Origin of the sequence: Sphingobacterium sp. DR205 (assembly GCF_011064245.1) — a bacterium.
Lineage (GTDB): Bacteria > Bacteroidota > Bacteroidia > Sphingobacteriales > Sphingobacteriaceae > Sphingobacterium > Sphingobacterium athyrii.
In genome coordinates this window covers 224373-247811 of sequence record NZ_CP049333.1, presented here as the reverse complement: position 1 = coordinate 247811, position 23439 = coordinate 224373, and the positions used below count along the sequence as shown (strand labels likewise).

Genomic DNA, 23439 nt, shown 5'->3' with positions numbered 1-23439 from the left:
AAGACAAATATAAAAATAAAAAACAAAATAAGTCTCATTTGAGACTTTTTATTTTACAAATAAAATTAAAATGACTGAAAATCAATTAAATAAACTTGAATCTTTCACTAAACATATCTTGTCGATAATTGATAAAAAGTTCAAGAATAAATTAGAACATAAAAATAAATCTCAGCAGATATTAGATATCCTTAACGGAAGCTCACCCAAATTGGATGGTAGAATCTTCTATAGGGTCTTGATTATTCTGGGAGAGAATATCGATGAATTTTGTGATAATTACTTTAGTAAACATGAAGGATATATATTAGAAAGTCTAAAAAAGAATGGAAACCTATTTCACGACTTAATTTATCCATTTACAAATAGCCAAAATCAAATAAGTGAAAGTTCTAAAATTATAGCAAAAAGATTCAATCGATTATTCTCAGGAGAACTAAAAGAGCTATATGCAGATGAAATTTATGGGCTTTCAAAAGCATTTGCATGGAAACCTAAGCAACTTTTCGACTACTTCTACGGTCATGGCCCACGCCCAATGATTAACATTATTACTTCCGAGTAAATTCCTTGCTGATATAGAGCAGAGGCTACCTTGATTTATCTTGGTCCTTTATTATAATACTACAAAAGGACCGACCTCATATCAAGATAAGAGCGAAAATTAGGAACAAAAAGCAGCTTGTAACTGAGCTAGGAGTATAGCAAATCAGTGGCGGTATCAATTTTGATTCGTTTCTTTAGATATAAACGAAAAATATAAGATGAGCTACAAAATATCATTCTCGGAAACCAGCCGAGTACTACAGCTCCCAATTTGTCAATTTTAAAAAAATTACTTATTTTTGCATTGTAAAACAATTAAATATAGATAGTTATGGCAATTGCAATAAAAAACATTCCTGTTCTAAAAGAAGATGCAGCGATTAAATTCGATAGCAATGCACAGGCAGCTATTAAAAAAAAATCAACAATTAAGTTTAGCAAACAGTTATCTATCGCAAGCCAAATTTTAGCGAAAGCTAAAATCTAATTTTTTTTATTTTGGCATTCTTATATGAAAAGTGCACGTTAAAAGTGTATGATGAGGCTACTCTTAAAAATACTTCTCCCTTTGACTGTGGAAATAGTGATCTAAATGACTTCTTCGCCAGTGATGTTATAGACTATTCTTCTCAATTGTTAGGCAAAAGCTACTGTTTTACATTAGATAGTGATGAAAAGCAAATAGTTGCTGCGTTTACAATATCCAACGATAGCATAAAGACGGTTTCATTGCCAAACGCCAGAAAGAAAAAAGTGAACGCTGACATCCCTAGACCTAAACAAATGAAAAGCTATCCGGCAGTCTTGATTGGAAGATTAGGAGTAAGCGTACAATTTAGAAATTTGGAAAATGAAGAGAAGTCCATTGGTGACCAGTTGATGGATTTTATTAAATCTTGGTTTATTGATCACGCTAATAAAACAGGTTGTCGATTTATTGTTGTGGATTCTTACAACAGCATAGCTCCACTCAAATATTACAAAAGAAATGGATTTATAGAACTTTTCAGTTCAGATGAACAAGAAAAAGATTTTATGGGAATTCCTATGGATGCTAGATTGAATACTAGACTGCTTTATTTTGATCTAATTCTTCTAACTCGTTAAAATCTGACCCTCTCTAAAAAAGCAAGTAAAGATTCGTGATTTTTTTGACTACCGTTAGGGCGATGGGCCACGCCCAATGATCGGGATTACACCTCCCAAGCGAAGTCAGTCGCTGATATTGAATATTAAGTAGAAAACAAATCCAAAACTTTTTGATATAAAAATATTTATTGCGTAACTTAGGTATGCCGGTTAAAGGAAAACCAACTTCTAGCTAAGCCTCCTTACTTACGTTTGGAGGCTTTATTATTAACGATTTTTTGAATACTTCTATGACAGCAGCAAAGACCAATTATAAGACATAGTACCCGCCGCTGAGGACGTAAAATAAAAAAATTACTATTATGACACTGAATTTTGATACGAAAGGCAATCTTGTGCCCAACAGCAACATTAAATGCTCTTTAGAGCTGTTTCGCAAGGTTTTTGTTGAGGAAATCGCCACCCCAATTCGAGCGTCTCTGTATGAATCTTTCTTAAGATACACTTCAAATCTGAAAGACACAATAGATGATGCTGAGTTGATTTGCTGGATAAATGGTTCATTTGCGACCAAGAAGAAAGAGCCTAACGATTTGGATCTGGTCACTTTCATTAATTATGATATTATTGATCAAAAGGAACAGTTTTTGCAGGATTTTAAATATCCAAATTCTTTAGCTAAATTTGGGTTAGATGCTTATATCGTAAAAGTATATCCTCGAACTCATACTAAATATCCACTTTATATTGGAGACGAGATGTATTGGATGGATAAATTTGATAAAAATAAAAGAAACAGGAATGGAGTAAAAGTTCCAAAGGGATTTGTTGAGATTATTCTGTAATCGTTAATTGAAGGTAGAATGAAAAATATAGAATTATATAAATTGATGGACCTTGTTGATGAAATCAAGAGAATTGATGCCATTATTCTATTGCACAAAAATGTAGAAAGTAATGAATTTATGGCTTCACAATATGAAGCAAAGAAATTAAAATTAATGGCTCAGCTCATTGACGCCCTTGCCGCTCCCAAGGTCCAATCTGAACAGAGCTTTTCTTTGATTCAAATGTTGCTGTCAAAATTTTACCCGAATAAAATTGACAAGCAAGCTTTTAAAGAAAACGGTCTTGATGACTTAATGGCCGTAATTTAGTTTTGCTCGTCTTTAAAAGCACATTTTATTGACATTTTGAATACCTTTACGGCGATATCTAACGTCCAATAAACGGAATTATACCTACCAAGTAAAGTCAGCAACTGATATTGAACATCAAGCAGAAAACAAATTCAAAGCTTTTTGCTATTATAATATTTATTCGATACTTAGTTATACCGGTTAAAGAAGAACCAACTTGTAGCTAAGCCTCCTCACTTACGTCTGGAGGCTTTATTTAAAATAACTGTTGAATTTCAATAAAAATACTTTTCATAAAAATAAGTTAATATAAAAAGGCTGCTCCCCTGTCATCGGGCGATGACAGGGGAGTTTTTTTATTCCTGAATCCGTAAAAATATAAAAAGCCATTCCCTACCGAGAATGGCTCACAACAAATATTTTTAAACGCTAGAATTACGTTATTACAGTTTTTCGATTTCTTCTATAGAAAGCCCAGTACCCTTAGCAATATCTGCAATCGGTAATCCCATTTTCTTGAACTCTAATGCAATTGCAATAGCTTCTTCTCGCTTGCCTTTTTCAACACCTTGTTCGATACCTTTCTCAATTCCGGTCTTAATACCTTTCTCAATTCCGGTCTTGATACCTTTTTCTCGCTCCTGTCTTTTTATTGTTTCAATTACTCCCATTTCAATTGTGCCTCCAGTCACTTGATAAATGTATTGGTCAAATTTACTATTTATTTCTTTATCCCGTATAAAAAGAAAACTCTTTAAAAAAACCAAAAAGCTCATTATACGATCTTTACTGTATTTATTCGTCTCTATCAATGTACGTGCAATCGTACTGCGCTGCTCCGCTAGCTCTTCCTCAGGAAGCTTATCTTCCTGTAAAGACTTCTGACAGGCCAACACAATATACGCAAAAATATTATCCATAACAAGCAGCTCCCGCTCGCTATGATCGAATATCTGATAACTCAGATAACGGAATTCTAACGAAGTACGGAAAACAGAATAGCTGTATGTAGTGGGCCGCCGTTGGCCTCGGTCGCCGGTAAAAACAGCTATGGTCTCCACTGGAACACGATAACGGTCCAATAGACGGTAATGGTACTGAAAGATCCGATGTGAAAATCCATGGTCATTCCCGCCTTCTATTTCCGTATGTACCAAGATCCATTTTTCAGTACCGTCACGCAAAAATACCTTGACCAGAAGATCCGCCATACGCTTGCCTTTTTTACGCTCACGGTCAGGAATGATCTCTAACAGCTCCTTGTCCATAAAGGTCAGACCACGCTGTAGATCAAAGATCGCATCGGCATCGGGATACATAAACCGCAGAAAGTCCGGAAAATTTTCTTCAAAGATAGCCTTCAGAAGCTCATCGCTCTTCTTGGCAGGCTTAAATCGCTGCATTGCATCCATAATTATATAGTTTGGCCTATGACAGCAGATCATAGATAGGATCATCTATCCGTCTTGATCTTTGGCCAATCATTATTTATTAAACTGGCTAATAGTACAAAGATAAGAAACACTAATTTAATTAGCAAAATTATTCAAAATACAAGATTTACGAACGTACTAAAGCTAACAGCAGATGATTTTTATGCTTATGAGGTTTTTTCCATTGCAAAATCCCAAGGTATAACGTCCAAAACCGCATTTGAACAACTATATAAAGAAAAACTTAATGATAGCTAAGCTCAGATGTAAATCAGGGGGCTTTATTTTAAATCATCACTGAATATCTCGATTAAAAATACTTTCGTAAAATTAAGTTAATAACAGGTACTCCCTTCCCATCGCCCGATGACAGGGGTGTTTTCTTATCTATAAATCCGTAAAAAAATAAAAAGCCATTTCGGAATACAAGAATTATTGCGAACATATCGAACCAGGGCATACCTGATTGTCTTGCCACCTCACTTAATTTTTAATCTCACCTCCGCTGCAACTATTAGTGACTAATTAAGACTTATACTCATGTTGACTATATTCAAAATTTTAACAACTAGGCTATGTCATTAGCGTAACAACTAGGTGAATAAAGTGTACTTTTATTGTTTCGGATAAAAAAATTTCTTATTTTAGGTAATCACGTTTTTTTCCATTTTACCAATGGACGAATTGAAAGCTATGCAAATTGAGGAAATTGAATCTTTTTTGAATGAAGCCCAACAGGGGCTTAAAGCCATAAAAACGAGCGAAAGGCTATTTGAACTGTACATGGAACTGACCATCATCAGATCCGAGATGCACCATCTGGCCCATTTCTGCGTGGATGATTACGAACGTAAGCAGCTTTTCTCCTTGATCGATCGGGCAAGTGCAATACAGGTGCTGACGGAAAAACAGATCGATGACCATTTTCAGAGCAGAAGTGACAACCTGAAGTATGACTTTGAGGTAGAAAAGCGATACATGCAACAGACACTTCAAACGCACATGAACGAAGCCATCCTCTTCAGGGAATTCAGCAAGAAACTGCTTTCCAATGAGCAGTATTCGCGGATAAAAAGCCTTTCCATGCACTGCCACCAGCTGAACATGAAGGTAAGTGATTACATTAAGAAAAATGGTCTGCCCCAAAACTGAACCCGAATATGAAAAAAGAACAGTTATTGCTGCTGAAAGAGGAAATCCTCAAGGGAAGTGATACCGAGAGACTTTTGGAGCTGGATGTCAACCTTAAGCAACTCATCAGTATCTTGGATTACCGGATTAGGGAGAAAACAAGAAATGAGTATACTGAAGGGGAAATAGGAGAATTCAGGAGCTCGGTCGCTATCGCAAGGTCGTACCTGAGGGTGATCGGATGGAAGCTGGAAAACTTCAGATTGGAAAAAGAAAAAGAACGGATCGATGCCATAACAAAAAATAAACAGGTGATATTGGAGATCTTTGAATCCGGGATGGAATCAGTTCTGAACAGCCAATCGGACACAGAAAAACTCCGTGCTGATAATATAGCTTTGAGAGATCAGCTTTCCAGAAAAGAAGGGGAGATCACTGCCCTCGAAAAAAGGGTAAAGATAATCGCCCGTGAAGTTGTCGGCATCCTTGAAAAGACAAAGCGGGAATAATAAGTCTGTCTTGATATTACCCTATATTTTTATCAATTCCTATGATCCAATTCTTCAAAAACGGAATTCTGCGATCGATATTCAGGAACAATATCTTTAATCAGCTGCACCAAGCGCATTTTATCTTGGTTTGGATCAGCTGCTTTCGCAAGGCCACATAATTGCTCCACACGTGCTTTCTGCAATTCCAAATCCGGCGTATTAACCTTGGCGATCATAATCTTTTCATGATAGGTTTTTTCCGTGTTCTCCCCATTGGCCAACAACTCCTCATAGATCTTCTCTCCTGGGCGTAGACCCACAATCTTGATATCAATATCCTCCGGATAATTATAGCCTTTGAGCCGGATCATCTGCTTGGCCAGATCCATAATCTTCACCGGCTGGCCCATATCAAAGACAAATATCTCGCCACCTTTACCCATTACCGCAGCCTCCTGTACCAATTGGCAAGCCTCAGGTATCGTCATAAAATAGCGGGTTATATTCTCATCCGTGATTGTCAGTGGCCCACCTTTCAGCATCTGCTTTTCAAATAATGGTATTACCGAACCATTCGACCCCAATACATTACCAAAACGGGTCACGATAAAATTCGTCCTTGAGTTGATATTTACTGTTGATACAGCAATTTCGGCAACACGCTTGGTCGCACCCATAACGTTCGTCGGGTTCACAGCCTTATCGGTAGAAACCATCACAAATTTGGATACATTGTATTTATCGGCCAGCAAAGCCACATTGTAAGAACCCCATACATTGGTTAAAATCGATTCGTAGGGATTCGCCTCCATCAAAGGCACATGTTTGTAAGCCGCTGCATGAAAGACATAAGTTGGGCGATAAAAATGGAAAAGCGTATCCATAAAAGACTCATCCCGGACATTCCCCACAATAAATGTACAACGCGAAAAATGATTGGAGCTACTTAGCTCTTGTTGGATATCATACAGCGCAGATTCAGCCTGATCAACCACGATAAGTCGTTTTAGATCGGTATGAGCGAGCTGACGAACCAATTCACCACCAATTGAACCCGCACCTCCGGTTACCAGTACAATCTGGTCTTTCATCTCCGAAGCAATGGCAGGATTATCCAGATCAATGGCTTTACGGCCCAATAAATCTTCGATACGTAAGCTTCGGATCTGCCTTGTTGCCACCTCTCCCGCCAATAGACGCGCAGTATCGGGAATAATTTTGACAATTAATGGAATTGGTTCGGCCAGTTTAAATACAGTATTCAATCGCTCAGGCTTGCGGTCGTCCACTGCGATAATAATTTCCGACGCATTTCCATGCTGTTGTACAAACTCCTTATTCAGCGAATTAATATCATGGATTTTGAAACCCTGAATACGATTACCAATCCGATGTGGGTTGTCATCCATAATGGCAACAATACGGTATTTATTGCGCGAAGTTGTATGAATAAAGTGAAAGGTCGTATTTCCCATATTACCTGCTCCAAAGAGAATTACTGGGATCCGATTATCTTTATTCCCCCACATTAGCTCGTGGTATAGGGCACGGTAGAGCACGCGGCTAAAGGTCATCCCGAAGCCCGCAATTAATGCATGGAAAAGAAGTTGTGTATCCGAAAAAGGAAGCATGTCATCATAGGAGGGATACAACCACTCTATTGCTTTACAAATCAGCACACTGGAAAAATAGGCCAGCCCGATGGCCAGAACAATACGCTGCAATTCACGGATACCGGTCTTATGAACCACGCCTTTAAATGTGCCGAAGATACGGAACCAGATCAAATAAACTATTGATACAAGTACCCCCTGTCTTGCCATCTCATCTAACTGCACTTCCCCTCTATGCTTGAAAATAAGAACATAACTGATAAAAAAAGCTGTCACGACAATAATCATGTCCAACAGCAGAATTATCCAACGCGGCTTGTTGATGGACAAGCCTTCTTTCCATAAATTACTCATTTAAATTCTATAAAGATATTATATACTCTAATCGCAAAATGCGCTTAAAAAGTATCCCTTTCCGTAATTAAAAATTTTGAAGAAGCTCTTTCGATACCAATACATTTATCGTACCTAAAATGATCTCATCGGTTATATTTTAGAAAAAAGATCGTTTTTGGTACAACACTATTTTTATGAATAAACAGAAATTAAGTTTGGACTTCAGCAAAAATTAAACGATCGCAAAATTACTAAATTAAAAGATAAATAAAATAGAAAGAAGATGCCAAAATATTATAACCTATTACCAGCTCTAATTTAGGGACTCAACGCACTAGAAGTACAGGTGAAAAACCTTATCTTTGGACAAATTGTTTTTGCTACAAAATTCAAATGGACAAGCAACTAAAGGATATATTTTTTCAATTGTTACGTATCGGTTTATGGGGTGAGGGAAAACTTGTTGTAAAACAATCTCTCACATTGGATGATTGGATTAAGATACAACAGCACGCTATTAACCATACCGTTGAGGGAATTATTTATGATGGCTTCCCTTTTTTAGAAGAGCAACAGCTTCCTCCAACAGCACTCCGATTAAAGTGGGCGGTACGTATCGACCAAATTGAGCGGCATAATGAAAAAATGAATCAAGTAATTGCTGAGCAGTTTAGCCTCTTTACCGAAATGGGTATCCAGCCCATATTACAAAAAGGGCAGGGCGTAGCATCCTATTACCGTAATCCTAGTCATCGTGTAAGTGGCGATATCGATTGGTGTTTTGAAGCAGATGGTTATAAAAAAGCACGTAATTTTCTAAAAGAAAAACAGATTAAATTCCAGGATACTGCTGGCTTTAGCTTAGATTATAATTGGAAAGGCATTCATGTTGAACATCATAAACGGACTTTTGATTTTAGTAGCCCGCTAAAAAAAAACTATCTAAAAACGTTAGTGAGGCATTATAGAGATCAGCAGCATGTGATTAATGTCAATAATACCCAAATACACTTATTAGTCCCAGAACTACAATTGTTACAAGTGAATATCCATATATTAAAACATCTCATCATTTATGGCATAGGCCTACGGCAATTTTGTGATTCCGCTAGGCTTTACTATAGCGTCTCGTCCCAAATAAATAATACAGCATTGCTGCAGATTTATAAAAAAACAGGTATCCTGAAATGGATTCATCTCCTACATAAACTTTTGGTCGAAAATCTTGGACTTCCAAGCGATAAACTTCCATTTCCATATCCTGAAAATACCGAAATTGAATGGATGCTTGATGAAGTGTGGTATTCTGGTAATTTCGGTTTTAATGATCAACGATTTGAACACGGCAAAAAATCTAAACTTTTCTATCGCCCTGATTCTCCCAAACGCCTATGGCAAAATTTTAGACGTTATGTCAAGTATGCACCACAGGAAGCTATTGCCTTTCCGTTAATTCATACTTATTCGAAGTTTCTGGGCAAGGATAGTGATTAAAATTTAAACGAAGAAAGCGAGTTGTGCTATGGGAATAACACAACTCGCTTTCAATAACGTAATTCTTACCTTACAGCTTTTCTTCCGTTTCTTTGGTATTTTCCGAATTCTCGGATTTCCCTTCTTCCTGCTGTTCAAGCTGCGATTGTTTTTCTTTCGATTCAGTCCGATTGGATTGGCTACCTTCCAATTCTTCCGCTCTCACCCCCTTTGGATTGCTCCATAATTTCTTTTTATATGCATCCAGCTTCTCTTCCACTTTCCGACCATCCAATAGCTGTCCACCATTCTCTGATTCTTTTACATTTTGTAACATACCCGGAGACGATTCGCGCACAATTGTGCTTGCAAATTTATTCTGTACAAAAAAATCATCCATAGTCATATCATAAAGTCCTTTATCCGGATCCGAAATATCCACCTGTACCAAGCTATAACGCAATTGCGGAAAATATAGCCAGAATGCAGGAGTGGCTCCAACAGATTCAGCCAATTCCGCTGAAGTGGTAATATTCATTAATGGAGCGACCCCAATAATACGCGTTTCTAATCTGCTCCGTTGTTTATCGAAAAAGATATCTTCTTTTACTCGAAATTTAGTCACCCGACTTGGATCAAACTCATTCAGCGCCATCTTTGAATCAATCTGGTTTCCTTCGCCGTCGAAGATTGGTACCAATACACTGTCTGCAAAACGGGCCATACCTTCCTGTGCGCTTAATCTTCCTTTGAAGGAATCATCATCAGGGCTGTATAGCGACAACTTTCCTTTTTCAATTGCTTTCATCACAACTTCGATCAGGGAATTTCCCGGAATAGCCAAGATGTAGTTCTTTTCATCTTTTAGATCAATATCGCGCCATACACGTTTGTAAAAACGGATATTCTTTTTATTCACCTCAGGATAAACAAATGGTACAGCATCCTCCATACTATTTGCTTGATAAAATCCGTCTGTTGTTGGAATCGTATCCGGATTCACTTCCCCTGAAATATCTGATACGGTTGACATTACATTATTTAAGGTATCCTGTTTTTTAGGAACTGTATCTATTGTTGTCTCTTGCTGAGCGAACAAGGATCCAGTTACCAATGCCATGGTAACTGTCATTACGGTTTTCATGTTCATCATTATCGTTTTTGTAATTAACAGCCTGAATTAATACTTACGTGTTTTGCTCTGCACGGTTGGCATTTCAAATGCAGACATGACACAGCGAAACCCAATATAAGAATGCGGTTCGTAGTCTACTGAGTAATTCCGTGTCTCACTATTTAGCTGCTCACCATTGTCTTTCCATGAGCCGCCACGTACGACTTTTCTCTTCAATGCATCACCATCCTTTTCATCAGCATCATATAATAATGCCGGGTTAAGGTCATTGACAAATACTACTGCGGAAGGACTATATGCATCCAACGTCCACTCGGAAACATTACCTGCCATATTGTAAACACCAAAAGCATTAGGCATATATGATTTAACAGGTAGCGTGAATGTAGCACCATCGCGCGAGTAAGTACCTTCCCCTTGTTTAAAGTTTACTGCCAATTTCTTTTTACCTTCCGTACCATCGATTGTCATTCGAGCCCCAGCGACAGTATCTTGTGGATCAAGCTTACCAGATGCCGCATATTGCCATTGCGCTTCTGTTGGTAAACTCAGACTCAATTGATAACCATTAAGGTAAGAGTTTTTCAAAACTGTAGCAGCCATTTCATTTGCACGCCAGTCGGTAAATGCGCGCGCTTGTCTCCATGTTACACCAACTACAGGATAATAGTCAAACGATGGGTGAGTAAAATAATTCGCGTCTAAAGAGGCTAATTGCGCATTTGGAAAATCTTTGGTCCAAATATCTTCTACAGGCATTACTGCAACAGAATCCGTCACATAAGCTTTTTTCATATTACCTTTAGACTGTAAATAAGAGAAGCGGTATTTAATGACCTCTGGATTGAGCGCACGTCGGTTACCCCGCATCTCCAACATCGGTGCTAAACGTTCCTGAATACTTGGATCGTTGCTCTTCCATAAAGGCGATACCTTCTTAACCTTCGCCCAATTAATTCTCCGTTGCCCCACCTGTTCTCCAGCAATCTCTAAAAAGTATTGGTCATCCTGCAGGTAATCCGTTACCGCCACCGAATCAGCTACCCAATTGACAAATTCGCGGTACTGTTTATTTGTTACTTCCGCCTCATCAATAAAAAAAGCACTCACGCTTACATTTTTACCCACATTACCACTATCTAAAGATCCTTTAAAAAGGATTGTTCCAGAAGGGATATAAACCATTCCTGGAGGGGCAGGTAACTTACCACCCCGAAAAGCATTTACTTTAGGTGCTTTATATACTGCAGAGTTCGATTTACACGCCGAGAAACCAATTAAAAGTGCCAAAACACCAAAAACCAGCGTATGAGTTCTATAGACCTGTTTTATTGTATTTATCATGTTTCGTTATTTAAATTAGGTGCTCTCTAGCTTATTTCCGATTGAAAAGTGCATATTTTATGCCTAGAGACACAAAGCCATATTGGTCATTATTTTTATTCTTTATACCCTCAAGATTATCATTGGTTGTTAGTGTATGCTGATAGTTGACATTGATTGCCCATTGGGGACCATATAGTGTGCGGCCAAAGGGGATGTCTACCCCAACATTTAATGGAACTACAAAATGGATTTCACCTAAATCGTCTGCAAGTTCACCACCTTGGTTGATAATTGCATCCACATAAATGGGGTCAATATTATGTTTAATACGATTTTTAACAAGTCCGGCTCCTGCACCAACATAGACATTGGAAAGAATACGTGAAAGCGTATTAGCTTGTAGTGTGTAATAACTGTAATTGCCCGCATGTCCCATAAACTGACCTAAACGAACTTTACCATTTATATTTCCAGCGAAGTATCGATTTTCAAAATCACTATTATGACCATTACCACTCAATGTACCTTTTTCGCCATGTAGACCAACTGATATAAAAGGACTAATCAGGTAATCCGCTTCACCATAAAAAGTGAATTTAGCTTCCACGTTCGCCAAATCAGTTAGATTATAAGCCACTCCCGCTCCCCCTCCCACACTAATTGGGCGTGAAAATTGTGCTGAAACAGTCCCTGTCATAAAACCCCAAGCCCCTATTGCTGCACATAATAGTTTTTTTACCATAGTATGTTGATTAGTATTAAGAATATCACAATCCTAACGGATTGTATCAATAATTATTATAAAATAAAACCCCAAGTCGAGTATTCGACTTGGGATTCAACAACAATAAGGCCAAATTTTATTAAATTATAGATTATTTTATATTTAAGCGATCTTTAATGTCTTGCCAAATTTTTGAAATGCCCGTTTTCTTTTTCCCTTTGTCTCCATAACCGTAGCCATAGCCATAGCCGTAACCGTAACCTCTGGCAAAGTCTACATCATTAATAACTGCGGCTAGATTTTTCAGTTTACCGTCGACATATAGTTCACGAGGTACTTGAAGTAAACGTTTGTCTAGATAATTCGCCCGCGCCACATATAGGGTCAAATCGGCATTGTGAGCGATCAATAAAGTATCGGTAACAAGACTGACAGGCGCAGTATCTACCAATACATAATCGTAATTATCACGAGCATACTTAATCACATCATCAAAATGTCCATTCATCAAAAGTTCCGCCGGATTTGGCGCTATATACCCAGAGTAAATCACATCAAAATCATAGCTCCCTGGCTTTTTTATAATGATATTTTGAACATCCATTTCTGGATTTATTAGAAACTGCGTTATACCCACATTTGTATGCTGTAGATGAGACAGTCCTAAATAATCTAAAACTTTTGGGCTACGAATATCAGCCCCTATTAAAAGTACGTTTTTACCCGACATAGACAAAATCTGAGCTAAGTTTGTAGTCACGAATGACTTTCCTTCACCAGATGTTGTTGAAGTGATAAAAACCACTTTTGACTTGTGTTTCTGCTCAACAGGAAACATGAAATTCATATTTGTACGCAAAATCCGAAACGCTTCAGCTAATGAAGAGCGGTCATTCAAATGGATAATAGTCTCCTCCGCAGTCGGAATCTCCCCTAAAACCGGAGCTCTAACAATTTCCTCAAGATCTTTTCTTGAATGCATTTTATTGTCCAATAAAAACTTAAGATAAAGGGCTAAAAAAGGTATAACAAACCCAATTATCAAAGCTCCCAACAGAACTATCGGTTTTTTAGGTGATACAGGTAAGCTACTACCATACGCATCATCAATAATCTTTAAGTTATCCGGCGTTGCTGCTGCTTTTACTTCACTTTCTTCTCTTTTTTGTAATAATAATAAATACAAAGATTCAACTATTTGTTGCTGTCTCGAAATCTTCTTGAACCCTTGTTCTTGGTTAGGGATAGAATTAATTCTACCTTTAATCTCATTGGATTTACTTTGAATACTACTAAGTGCTAATTGAGTTACCTTTTGATAGTTTCTAAGAGATTGACGAATATTTTTATCACTTTCTGCAATATTTTCATTTAATAAAATCACAGCAGGGTTTTGGTCTGAGGCAGATTTTAACAAGTCATCTCTTTCTAATACTAGTTTATTATAAGCAGTAATAGCTGTACCAATCGAAGCATCTTGAAGGCCAATATTTGAAGGCAAAAGTTTCCCAACCTGTTGATTTTTAAGAAAATCATTCATATGGTCAACTAATTGTAGTTGAGTTCGGTACTCTAACACTTTTCTGTCATTCTCTGAAGCATTATTTAAAAATACACCAGCCTCAGTAGCCATATCAACCATAGAATTCGCAGACTTAAATTCCGCAGCCTGCTCATCGGCTCCAGAAAGATCTTTTGATATCAACATCAGACGCTTATTGATAAAATCAGATGTCGCTCGAGTCATTCGTAATTTATCATTTGTTAGGTCAGTATTATAAACATTTATTAAAGTGTTTATAATTGTCTCCGCTTTTTTACTCAATGCTGAGATCATCGAAAAATTCACAATATAGGACTGATTTTCCTTATTTGGTGAAATAACCAATGAATTAAGATTAAAATCTATTGCCCAATCTCTTGGAATAACATCAATATTATACTCAGATTCTGTATCCAAAGGGATTGAGGGATTTCTTTTAAAAACAAAAACATCATTTCCAATTTTGGCACTTTTATTAAAAGCACACAATATCCTCACTCCTGTTCTCAAATTTGTAACATAAAGGTCACTGGCATTTTTTACATGCACACGCATGGCCATTTTAATTGTATCCTGATCTCCCTGAGGCTGAACAGAAAATGGCATATCCTTCTCTAAAATTTCAGAAGATCGTATTTTGCCTTTGATTAGGTAGGTAATATTCAAATGATGCTCGTCTATAACCTTTCTCATTAAACGACGAGAACGGAGTATCTCAATTTGATCAGTAACGAAAGCAGACCTAGTACTTCCTATTCCCATTCCGCTAGTTAATTCGGCTATTCCTTGCAATTCTCCTGCAGATGCACTTCGCTCATCTTTAAGCAAAATTTTAGCTGTTGTATTGTAGGTCCTATGGGCATATCTAAGATAAACTAATGCGATACTAGCTGCGAGGAATATTGACAAAATGAACCATTTCCAATAGAAAGCATATTGTTCAAAAATTTGTCTTAAATTAATTTCCTCCTCTTTATTCTCCCTGATTTGTAACGGTTGTTGTTCCATGTATATTATTAACGGGTCAATACTGATATTACGGTGATTAATAAACTTGCTATTGAGATAATAACATTAGTATTGGCACCTAATTTTGAGTTATTTATTTGTGATTTGTTTGGCTCCACATATACAACATCATTTTGGGCCAAATAATAATAAGGTGAATTCAAAGTTGATTGTTGTGTCAAATCCATACGATGCATAGTCTTTTTTCCATCAATTTCACGGATCAACATTACATTCTCCCGAACACCTCTAATTGTTAGATCCCCAGCCATTCCCAATGCCTCTAATACTGTTACCCGTTCGGTAGGCATAATAAACGTACCTGGCTTCGCCACCTCACCTAATACCGAAATTCGGAAATTATTAAAATTAATATTTACAGTAGGATCCTTTATATATTGGCTCAATTCCGATCTAATTTTTTCTATAGCATTCAACCTAGTCAGTCCCGCAACTTGGATTTTCCCTAACATAGGCAAAATTATATCCCCTTCATTGTTGACGGTATAGGTTGGACGTAATGCAAGATCTGTCTGTTGGGTTAAACTACCATTTGTAATAAGGCTTATAGGATTAAATGGGGCTGTAACTTTAGGATCCGCAGCACTCACTACAATGGTTAAAATATCATTTGGTTGAATTTTTGGAACATATTGTTCATAAATTGTGTTAATCTGTGTTGAATCTGATTGAAAATAAACCAAATTTTTACGTGATCCACACGAAGAAACAAACACTATTATTAATGCACAAAACATCAATATTAAACTATTCTTTGAAATTAATCGCATTTCTTATTTTAAATTATAAAATTCATTCTAAACACAAAAGTATACCTTTTATTTTACTCTTCTCAGAAAAAATAGATTTAAAAAGAGAATATATGGATTCATATCCTCATCAAAATCCATGCCCGAAACTATTTAACTGAATTACATAAATATTCACAAATCATTTCTCACAAATTTTCTAACGACATATGCTTTCACAAATAGGTATAAAATACTCATACAGACCAGGAGAATTATTGAAATCCACAATTGATCTATAGCAGGTTTGTTCGCTGTTTCAATTACTAACCATCCTATTAAAAGCTGAATAAATCCATAAAAAAATGATATCAACAACTTATTTATTCCGACTTCGTTACCCAAATACTGGTAAAGATGAGAACGATGTGCTGAAAATATATCTTCTTTTAAATATATCCTTCGTATAATAGTCCAAACCGCATCAATACCATAGACGGCCAAAAACAGAACATAAACTAACTTTCCAGATGTAATAATCAATGCTCCTAATGCAAAGAGTAGGATAAACGCAATAGAAACAGACCCAACATCCCCAGCGAAACACTTTGCATTCGTTCGAAAGTTAAAAAACGTAAATACTGCCAGCCCCAACATCGTATAGATAAGAAAGTCCTGCGAGATAAAATGTTCATTGCGATTAACAACCATTAGTAGTCCTCCAATCGACAGGCTGTAACAGGCAGTTATTCCATTAATTCCATCCATAAAATTGTAAGCATTAATTACGCCAACAGTAATTATAAAAGTTGCAAGAAGATAATACCATGGCATATTAAAAATATTCAATTCATAGGCCATAAGGAGAACAGAAATAAAATGTATGGCTAGCCTTATTTTATTTGATAAAGTCAAAATATCATCCAAAAAGGAAACGATCGTCATCAGAGTTAGCCCAATGAAAAACCACGGATATTCATATCCGGATATAAAAAAATAAAGAGAAACTGCAAAATAGAATATTATTCCTCCGCCCCGCAAAGTTAAAGCAACATGCGAAGACCGTTGATTCGGTTTATCGATGATATTAAATTGATCTGCTATCCGAAAATAAACCAACTCCAGTACAAATAATAATAAAAGAATAATGATATATAACATTTTTATTTTTTTGTTATCAATTAACGATAATTCACAAAATGGTTATGCTCCCAAGTATAATTATCATCTTCAGCAAACTCAATACCTCTATCTGCAAATACTAATAACTCACTTTCCTTTTCTAATGATCTAAAAGCTGTCCCGTAGCCAGGAGGAATATGAACAACCTGCTGATCATCAAATTTTAAGAGAATTTTCTCTATTAAAAGATCTGTCGATGGAGTTTCCCAATTATCAATCTTAACTATATTAAGTTCAAAAGCTCCTGATATTACGTAAAACCAACGATGTTCGATACGATGAGCTCTCCATCCCCGAACAAAAGATGAATTAACATTCTTTATGGTATAAAAACGCTTTACAAGCGACATATCAAAATCATTAACAAAACGTATTTGCCCTCTATGATCCCTAGCCAAGTCTCCTTTGATTATTTCTATCATATTACTAAATTCTTCTAAGCCAATATTAACAATAAATTTCTATATTTCAGCTTTTCATTTTTTCTGATAATCTGATAAAGTTGAACGCGATCTATGCCACTGGATAGAAGTTTTATACGTATCAAAACTTTTTATCTTTAAATGATCTTATTGTCATTTCCAACCCTTCTTTAGCCGATATCATTGAATTGGTTATATCTAAGGCATCCTTTATTTTTCTAGTCGAGAGTAATAAATTGCTAGTCATTTTCTTTAATCGTTTCGTATTTAATGGTATCGGAACAACATCTCCTACTTTAGCAATAAATCTAATAAAAGATTTGGGCACAGAAATCTGAGGAATGGATTTGCCTGTTACTTTTCTAATCGTATTAATAATATCCTTTGTGGAAATACTATCATCATCTGCGATATGATAAATCCCAGTATTAAGCTTATCGTGATTTTGAATTATAAGTTGTATAAAAAAACAAAAATTATTTATATACAGAAATGATCTCTTATTCTCAAAAGATGCAAGAGGATAAGGTATGCCTTTCGAAAGTAGACCATATAACAATCCAAGATTTCCCTTATCACCTGGCCCATGTATCATTGGAGGCCTTAATATTATTGCCTTTTTCCCCTCCACCAATTTTTGTTTCAATATCCATTCCTCAGCAGCTCTTTTTGAAAGCCCGTACCAAGAGATTGGATTACAACCATCTGTTTCTACTAATGGTATTTGAGCTTCAACTTCTTCTAGTGCTGCTAATGAGCTTATCTGAATAAATAAATCTGAGTTTGATTTCAAAAATTCCGAAAAAATTTCCTGAGTAAGTCCTAAATTAACATCAAAATATTCTTCTTTGGAACCTAACTGTTCATGATCATGTGCCTTTCCAACAAGATTAATCACTACATTAGCCTGAGAACTATGAAACTTATGCCTCCAATCCAAATCTCTTAAGGAAATCTCCTCGTATCGAATAGTGTTATTCAAAAAAGATGACTTAAGGTTTTTACCCACAAAACCAGAAGCACCAAAGATAGCAACTGTCTCACTCATATAATCATTTCTTTAAAGTTAGATTAGATGAACCTACTTTATGAATTCTCCACCAATCTGGCTTCATAAAAGGCTTCTCAAATATCAGATATAATAAAGCACAAGATATAGTCATCACAATAACAGAAAACAGAAATTGAATCACAAAATTCGCTCCATTTTCTTGAATAAGAAAATATTTACTCACCTTCGAAATACCAAAGAAAATAGGATAATGCCACAAATAAATGGTATAACACATTCCTCCAAAAATTACAAAAAAACTTCTCGAGAATAACCTGCTAAAAAAGTACCCTTTAAATGCGCTAAAAAATATCGCAAGTATACAAATATTAATTACAAAAACTTCCATTAAAGTGGAATTGAATTCTACAAAGAAATAAATATATATAGCTCCTGCCCCAATAATATCTACAAATGGTGAACATTTTAACTCTTTCCAGAAGTTGGATTTAAAAATATTTAAAAATAAAACACCTACTAAGAAATGACTCAAAAAAACAGGTAAAGAACGTCTTAAATGACTACTCTCTAAGAAATAGCCACTTTCTATATTAAAAATCAAAGGAAGTATAAAAATAGCTGCAATTATTAAAAGAATACGTATCCAAGGTTTTACTTTATAAAGAATAATGCAAAAGAAGGGAATTAAAATATAAAACTGTATCTCAACCTCCAGTGACCATGAAACAGGATTTATTGGGGACCAATAGCCGAAAATAAGATTGTGAGTATATGTAAGTGTAGCTATTAAGTGACCAATTAGATCCTCCCATTGTTTATCCATAAAAAATGTGACCATAATAAAAAGCACGACAGTTGAAATGATAAATGGAGGCTCAAGCCTAGTAAATCTTCTTACAAAATAATCCTTAAAATTAATCATATGATTCTTTTCAATCGAATTATAAAGTCCCAAAGTTAAAATAAATCCACTAATGGCAAAAAATAAGAATACACCTCTCTCTCCGTGGCTCATTACTTTATCAAACGGTTCTCCCAGGGAGCTACCTAAATACCTTTTATAGTTAGTATTGAAATGCATAAGTAATACTGGCATTAATGCTAAAGTTCTTAATCCATCAATAACAGGAATAAATTTCTTTTTACCTGTATCACGCTTAAGATGTTTTAAAATACTGGGTAGTTCCATTAAAAGTTCTTATTAAAATTATCATTTTTAAAATAGTCAAAATATCTACTAATATTTTCGCCCTTTTTTGAGTTTATAACTAATATGCTTCTTCGCCGTTTGAAACAGTTGACAAGTCAAACAATAACAGCTTTTTACATAACTTAGTTTTTCTACATTTTTATATATATTCCAAGTGTATTTCAGAGCCTTCCATTTGTTACTGGAGACAGTGTTAGGATGAATTCTATAAGAAGCCAAAACTCGATCTAGGCATGCCGCCTTTATTCCCGTTTTGAGATAAGATAACCAAAAAACATAATCTTCATGACCAACTTTAACGAAGCGCTTCTTACCAAGCTCCTCAATATCCAAAACAGCTGTTAAACAACCTATTACATTAGATTTGAGAAGAGATTCATATGATGAAATCTTATCCTTTATGAATACTTTGGATAAAATTATATCCCCTTGAGAATCTATTATTCTATATGATGTATATGAAAAAAAACACCCATTACTTTTCATAAATGAGATTTGCAATTTCAATTTATCAGAATCCCATATATCATCACTATCTAGAAATGCGATATATCTACCACTAGAATATTCAATTCCAGTATTACGCGCTTCAGCCACACCTCTGTTTTCCTCTTTTTCTACTAAGATTATTCTTTCATCAATCAGAAAGGGCTCAATCATTTGTAACGAGTCATCTTTTGATTTGTCATCAATTATAATAAGTTCCCAATTATCATAGGTTTGATTAATTACAGATTTTATCGATTCTTTTATATAACGACTTGCATTGTAGCAAGGCATAATTATTGACACCTTATCCTCCATTGTATCCTTATTTCACCGGAGTTAATATACCACACCAACCACCAAAGTCCCCAAAATCAATATTAACTATATCATCTTTTCTAATCTTTCTCACCATAATTTTCCCTGAATCATCAATATATTTCATATTGTAAGATTTGTTCGTAATAAAATCAAGTTTAATATCAATAGACCTTCCCTTTCCCCCATTCATTCCTCCTATATACCAATTTTCTCCATTTCTTCGTGCTAGAATTAAATAATCTCCAATCTTTCCATCCAAAGGTATGGTCTTATCCCAAGTGGTAGGAATTTCAAGAATAAACTGAAAACCTGGTAGGTTTTGTAAGTAATTTGAGGGCCTATCGGACAAAGTTTGAATAAAACTTTCATACACAACATATTGAGCAATATTATGAGTAAGAGTCCCTTGAGAGTATGGAGCTAAGCGATCCTGTTTAAATACACTTGGTACAACATTTTTAAAAGAGCCGGGAGTATAATCCATATTTCCAAGAAACATTCTTGTAAATGGTATTGTCACATTATAATTTGGTGAAATATCTTTTGACCATTTATTATATTCAAGACCTCGGACAGCTTCATAAGTAATAATATTAGGATACTTTCGTTCTAAGCCTGTTGGAGGATACGACCCATGAAAAATCACCATCAGCTTTCTTTTCGCACATTCCTTAGCCACAGTTTCATAAAATTTAACGACATCAACATCGGATCTATCTATGAAATCGAGTTTAATTCCAGCTACACCAAGAGACTTTAATTGGTTTAGGAGACTCGTCATCTGCTGCGCATTTTCCATATCTTTCCAAAGAACCCATAAAAAAACTCCCACTCCAACATTCTTTGCCTTTTTCATAACCTCAACCATATCTACACCATTCGCATACTCATATTTCTTCTGAGAAATTCCTTTAGACCATCCTCCGTCAATGATCAGATATTTCACTGAAAATTTAGAAGCGAACTCACTCAAAAGTTGATAGGATTTAGTATCAATACCAATTTTGTACCCATTTAAAATAGAGCCCCGTGCAGACCACCAATCCCATATTGCCTTCCCCGGTTTAACCCAAGAATAATCTTGTTGGCTTGACCGCCCCTCTGAGAGGGCTAAGATTATATCGTTCCCAATTAGATCAAGATCACTATCAAATACTCCAAAAATTCTCCATGGTAAGCAAATATTCTGATTTTTCGATCGTTCCATTTTAGCCGCATAGGAAGCTCGAGAGACAACTCTTTCCACGCGACTCCGAGGAGCATTAGATCTGCTTGTTTCAGACACTCTCATAGGTTGCTCTGCTGTAATAGTATATTTACCATCTTTTTTAAAATAGGTAAGGGGAAAATTATCCACATTTGCTTCTGCGATAAGTAATATATATTTCTTATCCAACGTCGACTCATATACAATAGGCATTCCAAGCTGAGCTCCTAAGGGAACGTCTTTAAAAAAATCAATTTTAGCATAGGAGTATTCTGAAGAGGAATGAACCACGTCAGGATCCATAGTAGAATAATAATTCCCATTTTTGCCAAAATTAACTTGAAAAGATTCATTTTGAATCTCCACTTCATCACTATTAAATATAAATCTGTATGTGATAATTTTCTCAAAAACAAGCACTTCCAAATTTTCTTTCGCTCCTAAATTGAACAAATACCTTTTATATTTCAAGTTAATGTCACGATTTTTTGTTGAGAAATTATTATAAAAATTTAATGATGAACTGTTTGTGGAAATCTGATCTAAAATAGATATTGTTTTATGATTTGTTCCAATAGAACCAATTTCCATAACTGACCTTCCTTCTTTTAGAATTTCAATTTTCAAAGAACCATTTTCAAGAGACAATACAGCATTTAGGCTACCACTAAGCGAGGTAAGTGGAATTGCCTTTTGCGCAATCACTGAACACAAAAAAATAAAAATGCCAAACCACAAAAAAACTACTTTTTTTATCATAGTTATAGATTTAAATAGTTATAATATATTTTTCCACTTCTCAATAACATTTTCAATAAAAAACCTCTTTCGCCCCTCCATTATATTATGGAAGGTCTGATTTCTCAGATTGTCATCTTTTAGCATAAGATGGATTGAACGTGCAAAGATTTCAATATTATTCGGTGGAACGAGAAAGCCTTCATTTTTATCAGCGAAAATTTCCCTGGGCCCTGTTTCACAATCAAAACTTATGATAGGACATCCGTATGTAAGAGCTTCAACTAAAACCATCGGGTATCCTTCAAATCTTGAAGATAATGCATAAACTTGGGCAGTATTCAAAAGTGCCCCTATATCCTTAGTAAAAGGTAATATGACACAATTAAAAAGACCCAACTGTTTCTTTGCGTGATTAATAGCATCTTCTAGCTTAGACTTCAGACTACCTTCACCAACAATCACAAGTTCCCAATCTGTATGCGACGATTGTATTTTTTTCCAGCTTTCTATTAACAAATCAAATCCCTTTTGTTCCTCAAGCCTGCCTACAGATATAATTCTTCTCGGCCTTGCTAAAACGTGATTTAAATCTGAGTCCTTTGGTGAAAAAGAGGAAGCGTTGGGTATTTGAATGACATTTCTATATCTTAGATTGTCCATAATTTCTTTATCAAACAAAGTAAGAACCGCGATATAATCAAAACGTCCATAAATCAACTTCTTAACACACTTTAAAAAAAAGGAAGTTTTAGAAAAATTAATATGTTCGCTCGCTATCAGTTTTACATTCTTTTTAAAAAAAATCGAAACAAAGCCCAGCCAAATATTAAGCTTTGTAATGGAAATACCAATAATGCTGTCGAAATTGCTTTGGTTGACTAGTCTGACCAAACATCCAAACCTCCCTAACCAACTCTGTTTCACAATCTTTTCCAAGTATATAATATTAATACTTTCATGAAGAGGGAAAAACGCACTAGCACCCTTCAAAGCTATAATAGTAACCTTAAAGTTTGGATCCTTAATAATTTCATTTGAAACATTAGAAACTACTCGTTCTGTCCCCCCTGCACTTTCTAAGGAATTAATAATAAATGCTATATTTTTTTTCATCAAATAATG

At 35.6% G+C, this 23439-nt stretch carries 22 protein-coding genes; 8 read left to right on the top strand and 14 right to left on the bottom strand.

Annotation, left to right across the window (positions count from 1 at the left end):
• Positions 1–70: 70 nt before the first annotated feature.
• The 5 genes from G6053_RS01100 (at position 71) to G6053_RS01080 (ending at position 2792) form a co-directional block, all read left to right on the top strand.
• Entirely contained in the window at positions 71–565 is a 495-nt protein-coding gene (locus G6053_RS01100; RefSeq protein ID WP_165305283.1) for a hypothetical protein, read from the top strand.
• A 312-nt stretch (positions 566–877) separates the two neighbouring features.
• Positions 878–1033, top strand: a complete 156-nt coding sequence (locus G6053_RS01095; RefSeq protein ID WP_165305282.1) for a hypothetical protein — start codon at positions 878–880, stop codon at positions 1031–1033.
• 11 nt (positions 1034–1044) lie between these two features.
• Positions 1045–1653, top strand: a complete 609-nt coding sequence (locus G6053_RS01090) for a GNAT family N-acetyltransferase (protein ID WP_165305281.1) — start codon at positions 1045–1047, stop codon at positions 1651–1653.
• Between the two features lie 344 nt (positions 1654–1997).
• Positions 1998–2480 carry a hypothetical protein gene (locus G6053_RS01085; RefSeq protein WP_165305280.1) on the top strand — a complete coding sequence of 161 codons (483 nt, stop codon included), beginning with the start codon at positions 1998–2000 and terminating at the stop codon, positions 2478–2480.
• A gap of 18 nt (positions 2481–2498) precedes the next feature.
• A complete protein-coding gene (locus tag G6053_RS01080; RefSeq protein WP_165305279.1) occupies positions 2499–2792 on the top strand; it encodes a hypothetical protein in 294 nt (97 codons plus the stop codon).
• A 425-nt stretch (positions 2793–3217) separates the two neighbouring features.
• Here G6053_RS01080 and G6053_RS01075 read toward each other — a convergent pair whose 3' ends face one another.
• Positions 3218–4186, bottom strand: a complete 969-nt coding sequence (locus G6053_RS01075) for a hypothetical protein (protein WP_241254893.1) — start codon at positions 4184–4186, stop codon at positions 3218–3220.
• A gap of 696 nt (positions 4187–4882) precedes the next feature.
• Here G6053_RS01075 and G6053_RS01070 point away from each other — a divergent pair.
• Both G6053_RS01070 and G6053_RS01065 read left to right on the top strand, forming a co-directional pair.
• Entirely contained in the window at positions 4883–5359 is a 477-nt protein-coding gene (locus G6053_RS01070; protein WP_165305278.1) for a hypothetical protein, read from the top strand.
• Between the two features lie 8 nt (positions 5360–5367).
• Entirely contained in the window at positions 5368–5847 is a 480-nt protein-coding gene (locus G6053_RS01065; protein WP_165305277.1) for a hypothetical protein, read from the top strand.
• A 32-nt stretch (positions 5848–5879) separates the two neighbouring features.
• On the opposite strand, the gene G6053_RS01060 is transcribed toward G6053_RS01065, so the two are convergent.
• On the bottom strand, positions 5880–7796 hold the full coding sequence (locus G6053_RS01060) for a nucleoside-diphosphate sugar epimerase/dehydratase (protein ID WP_165305276.1): 1917 nt from the start codon (positions 7794–7796) through the stop codon (positions 5880–5882).
• Between the two features lie 375 nt (positions 7797–8171).
• On the opposite strand from G6053_RS01060, the gene G6053_RS01055 reads away from it, so the two are divergent.
• Positions 8172–9272: a nucleotidyltransferase family protein gene (locus G6053_RS01055; RefSeq protein WP_165305275.1), complete on the top strand. Its 1101-nt coding sequence runs from the start codon at positions 8172–8174 to the stop codon at positions 9270–9272.
• Positions 9273–9342: 70 nt separating this feature from the next.
• Here the strand turns inward: G6053_RS01055 and gldN are convergent, their stop codons facing one another.
• The 12 genes from gldN to G6053_RS00995 all read right to left on the bottom strand — a co-directional run bounded on the left by gldN (position 9343) and on the right by G6053_RS00995 (position 23430).
• A complete protein-coding gene (gene gldN / locus G6053_RS01050) occupies positions 9343–10404 on the bottom strand; it encodes a gliding motility protein GldN (RefSeq protein WP_165305274.1) in 1062 nt (353 codons plus the stop codon).
• Positions 10405–10431: 27 nt separating this feature from the next.
• Positions 10432–11730, bottom strand: a complete 1299-nt coding sequence (locus G6053_RS01045; protein ID WP_165305273.1) for an SUMF1/EgtB/PvdO family nonheme iron enzyme — start codon at positions 11728–11730, stop codon at positions 10432–10434.
• A 31-nt stretch (positions 11731–11761) separates the two neighbouring features.
• Positions 11762–12454, bottom strand: coding sequence for an outer membrane beta-barrel protein (locus tag G6053_RS01040; protein ID WP_165305272.1), 693 nt, complete (start codon positions 12452–12454; stop codon positions 11762–11764).
• Positions 12455–12587: 133 nt separating this feature from the next.
• A complete protein-coding gene (locus G6053_RS01035) occupies positions 12588–14987 on the bottom strand; it encodes a polysaccharide biosynthesis tyrosine autokinase (protein WP_165305271.1) in 2400 nt (799 codons plus the stop codon).
• Positions 14988–14995: 8 nt separating this feature from the next.
• The gene (locus tag G6053_RS01030) at positions 14996–15778 is read right to left on the bottom strand and encodes a polysaccharide biosynthesis/export family protein (RefSeq protein ID WP_165305270.1); all 783 of its coding nucleotides are present in this window, start codon (positions 15776–15778) and stop codon (positions 14996–14998) included.
• Positions 15779–15931: 153 nt separating this feature from the next.
• Positions 15932–16897, bottom strand: coding sequence for a glycosyltransferase family 4 protein (locus G6053_RS01025; RefSeq protein ID WP_165305269.1), 966 nt, complete (start codon positions 16895–16897; stop codon positions 15932–15934).
• A gap of 20 nt (positions 16898–16917) precedes the next feature.
• Positions 16918–17340: a WxcM-like domain-containing protein gene (locus tag G6053_RS01020; RefSeq protein WP_165305268.1), complete on the bottom strand. Its 423-nt coding sequence runs from the start codon at positions 17338–17340 to the stop codon at positions 16918–16920.
• Between the two features lie 121 nt (positions 17341–17461).
• Positions 17462–18388 carry an NAD-dependent epimerase/dehydratase family protein gene (locus tag G6053_RS01015; RefSeq protein ID WP_165305267.1) on the bottom strand — a complete coding sequence of 309 codons (927 nt, stop codon included), beginning with the start codon at positions 18386–18388 and terminating at the stop codon, positions 17462–17464.
• A 4-nt stretch (positions 18389–18392) separates the two neighbouring features.
• Positions 18393–19541 (bottom strand): acyltransferase, encoded by a 1149-nt coding sequence (locus G6053_RS01010; protein ID WP_165305266.1) that lies wholly within the window; start codon positions 19539–19541, stop codon positions 18393–18395.
• A gap of 48 nt (positions 19542–19589) precedes the next feature.
• Entirely contained in the window at positions 19590–20366 is a 777-nt protein-coding gene (locus G6053_RS01005) for a glycosyltransferase family 2 protein (RefSeq protein ID WP_165305265.1), read from the bottom strand.
• A 7-nt stretch (positions 20367–20373) separates the two neighbouring features.
• Positions 20374–22335 (bottom strand): glycoside hydrolase family 97 catalytic domain-containing protein, encoded by a 1962-nt coding sequence (locus G6053_RS01000; protein WP_165305264.1) that lies wholly within the window; start codon positions 22333–22335, stop codon positions 20374–20376.
• Between the two features lie 18 nt (positions 22336–22353).
• On the bottom strand, positions 22354–23430 hold the full coding sequence (locus G6053_RS00995) for a glycosyltransferase family 4 protein (protein WP_165305263.1): 1077 nt from the start codon (positions 23428–23430) through the stop codon (positions 22354–22356).
• Positions 23431–23439 lie beyond the last annotated feature (9 nt).